Here is a 214-nt window from a genome sequence, read left to right as displayed (position 1 = left end):
GGTGCTGGGCGGCGGCCTGGTGCCGGGCTCGGCGGTGCTGCTGGGCGGCCATCCCGGCGCCGGCAAGTCGACCCTGCTGCTGCAGACCGCCTGCAAGCTGGCCCAGCAGCGCAAGGTGCTCTACGTCACCGGCGAGGAATCGCTGTCCCAGGTGGCGATGCGCGCCCACCGCCTGCAGCTGCCCACCCAGGGCCTGCAGATGCTGGCCGAGACC

1 protein-coding gene is annotated in these 214 nt (G+C 73.8%); it reads left to right on the top strand.

Annotation, left to right across the window (positions count from 1 at the left end; translation table 11 throughout):
* Positions 1-214: AAA family ATPase (locus C9J49_RS16880; protein WP_146613028.1), on the top strand; the 214-nt coding region annotated here is incomplete at both ends.

The organism is Halomonas sp. SL1, assembly GCF_003030865.2.
GTDB lineage: Bacteria > Pseudomonadota > Gammaproteobacteria > Pseudomonadales > Halomonadaceae > Halomonas > Halomonas halophila.
The sequence above is the reverse complement of the archived record's forward strand: the minus strand, read 5'-3'. Positions and strand labels throughout refer to the sequence as shown.